This window comes from Streptomyces sp. NRRL B-24572, assembly GCF_002156145.1.
GTDB classification, from domain to species: Bacteria; Actinomycetota; Actinomycetes; order Streptomycetales; family Streptomycetaceae; genus Streptomyces; species Streptomyces vietnamensis.
In genome coordinates, this window is sequence record NZ_MWIG01000361.1 from 1 (window position 1) to 2,915 (window position 2,915).

At 76.1% G+C, this 2,915-nt stretch carries 2 protein-coding genes; both read left to right on the forward strand.

Going from position 1 to position 2,915, the window contains the following annotated elements:
- The coding region (locus CCN56_RS21890) for a Pycsar system effector family protein (RefSeq protein WP_107484202.1) at positions 1-295 on the forward strand (295 nt) is incomplete at its 5' end.
- Positions 296-303: 8 nt separating this feature from the next.
- Positions 304-2,751, forward strand: coding sequence for a vWA domain-containing protein (locus tag CCN56_RS21895; RefSeq protein WP_256962085.1), 2,448 nt, complete (start codon positions 304-306; stop codon positions 2,749-2,751).
- Positions 2,752-2,915 lie beyond the last annotated feature (164 nt).

The window sequence follows — 2,915 nt, forward strand, 5'->3', positions numbered from 1 at the left end:
CCTGCTCGCGGCGGGCGCGCTGTGGACGGCCGGCGTCCTGATGCTCGTCTCGGTGGTCCTGCCGCGCACCCGGATCGGCGCGGACCGCACGCTCCTGCGCGAGCTGACCTCCGGCCCGTCCGCGCCCGCGCTGCGGGAACGGCTCGGCGCGTCCGGGGCGGACGCCACCGACTGGCTCCTCGAACAGGCCGGCGTGCACGGGCTCGTGCTCGCGGCGAAGTACCGGTGGCTGCGCCTGGGCGTGCTCGCGCTCGTGCTCGGCGCCCTCCTGGCCCTCTTCAGCGAACTGTGGTGAGAGAGAACATGCAGTGGACCAACAGGGGGAGCGCCCTGCTCCTCGCCGGGGTGCTCCTCGCGCTCTCCGGCCCGCTCGCGGTGCCCACCGCCACGGGCGCGCCCGCCGCCGGAGCCGGGGCCCCGGGCGCGCCCGCCGCCGGGGCCCCGGGCGTGCCCCGTACGGCCGCCGCACCCGCCGAGGGGCCCGACCCGCTCGACTTCGCCGTCGTCGTCGACCAGTCGGCGAGCCTCGCCGAGAAGGACCTGGCGCGCGAGACCGAGGCCGCCGCACTGCTCAGCCAGGGCGAGATATCGGAGCGCTCGCGGGCCACCGTCATCGGTTTCGGCAGCTCGGAGAAGCCCGGCCAGTCGCCCGTGCGCGACGTCTGCCCGCTCACCGTCGCCGACGCGGCGGGCCGCGAGCACCTCAGCGAGTGCGTCCAGGAGCTGGGCCGCCGGGACGCCGCCCGCATGGGCCCCGGCACCGACTTCCCGGCCGCCGTCCGGCAGGCGGTCACCCGCCTCACGGAGAGCCGACCCGCGGCGAAGGGGACGCCCAAGGTCGTCTTCCTGCTCACCGACGGCAGGCTGGACGTCGCCGACAGCCCCGAGTACGGCACCGACCGCGACACCCGCCAGTCCAACGGCGCGCGGCGGCTCACCGAGGAGCTTGCCCGCGCCCGGGCGGCCGGCGTCCAGATCTGGCCGCTCGGCTTCGGCAGCGAGATCGACCGCTCCGCCCTCACCGCGATGGCCGAGGGCGGCTACCGGGGCGCCTGCTCCGACATCCCCGGCTCCGTCCCCCGCATGCGGGTCGTCGGCACGTCCGCCGAGATCGACAAGGCGCTCCAGGAGACCTTCGCCGCCGCCCGCTGCGCCCGGATCGCCCAGGGCACCGTCGGGAAGCCGCCCGCCGACCTGACCGTGACCATCCCGCCGATCGCCACCGACGGCTCCCTCACGGTCGCCAAGCACGACCCGAAGGTGCGGGTCACCTACTACGACCCGGCGGGCCGCAAGGTGCCCGTACGGGGCGGGTTCGACGGCTCGACCTTCGAGGTGAGCGGCCAGGACGGGCCGGTCGAGGCGCTGCGCGTGAAGGACCCGCTGCCCGGCCGCTGGCGGGTGCACATCGAGGCGCCGGAGGGCCATCGCGACCGGGAGGTCGCCGTCCGGGCCATCTGGCAGGGCCGTCTCCGCTCCGACGTCACCCTCGACCCGGCATCCCCGCGCGCGGGGGAGAAGGTCACCGTGCAGGTGCGGATGCAGACCCGGCGAGGGGTCGTCATCACCGATCCGAAGCAGCTGGCCGGTCTCACGGCCTCGGCCGAGGTCTCCGGCGCCGGCTTCCGGCCCTTCGACTTCCAGCTCGCCGACGACGGGCGGGCACCCGACGCGAAGGCCGGGGACGTCCGCTTCACCGGCACCTTCACCCTGCCCGCCGGGGCCACCGGCGACCTGGAGCTCGTCACGCGCATGGCGGCGCCCGGCATCACCTCCGACCGGCGCCCGGTGCACGCCCGGCGCGGCCCGGACGTGCCGGTGCTGACCGCGGGGCTCGCCGTCGACCGCGTCACCGTGCACCCGGGCGGCACCGTCCGCGGCACCCTCGACGTCACCAACAACGACTCCGCTCCGCACACCCTGCGGCTGGCCCTCCAGGACCAGACGCCCGGCGCCGAGCTCACCGTCGCCCCGACGCAGGTCACCGCGGTCGCGGGCCGGAGCACCCGCGTCCCCTTCACGGTGACCCTCGCGGCCGGCACGGCCCTCGGCGAACTGGGCGGAAAGATCGCGGTCCTGGACACCGGCGACGGAGACGCCGTCCTCGACACGGCCTTCCTGGACGTCCTCGTGGTGGCGCCGCCCACCTGGTGGGACCGCTGGTGGAAGGCCGTCACCGGCGGCGCCGTCCTCGTCCTCGTCCTCGCCGTCCTCGTCGGCATCCGGCTCGTCGTCCGGCGGCGCCGCCGCGACCTCACCGGGACCAAGCTCGAACTGCTCGACGACGGCCGGTCCCTGTTCGAGCTGACCGTCCGCAAGGGGCAGAGCGAGAACGGGTCCTTCGCCTTCACCGTCGACGAGCCGTACGGGGGTTCGCCGATGCTCCGCACCGTCCGCGGCGCCGCCGCCTCCACCGCCCACGTGCTGCGCCGCACCGGCTCCGGCGAACTGCTGCTGCGCCCCCGGGGCGGCCGGCAGGTGCCGGTCAGGCCCGGTGAGCCGATCGGTCTGGGCGAGCACGAACTCGTCGTACGGGGCGGGCGCGTGCCCTCGCCGCGGAGGAACCGGCCCCCTCGGCGCCCCGGCCCCGGCACCGGACGCGGCGGGGACACCGGCTCCGGCCCCCGCACCGGCCCCGGCACGGGATCCGGCACCGGTTTCACCTCCGGGACCTCCGGGCCCCCCGGGACCCCCGAGCCCGGCGGGTCCGGCGGCTCCGGCGGGTCCGACCCCTACGACGGCAACTTCTGAACGGGCACCGAGGAGAGACGACATGAAGATCTACCAGCCCATGCTCTTCGTCGGACTCGGCGGCACCGGCGGAAAGATCGGCAGCGAACTCGAACGACAGCTGCGCCGGGAGCTGTGCGGACCCGACGGCACCGACCTCGTCGACGGCGGCCGCCGGCTGCCCT

Excerpts from the sequence above, each read along its gene's own strand:
- CCN56_RS21895 (WP_256962085.1), top strand. The coding sequence starts at position 304 with ATGCAGTGGACCAACAGGGGGAGCGCCCTGCTCCTCGCCGGGGTGCTC.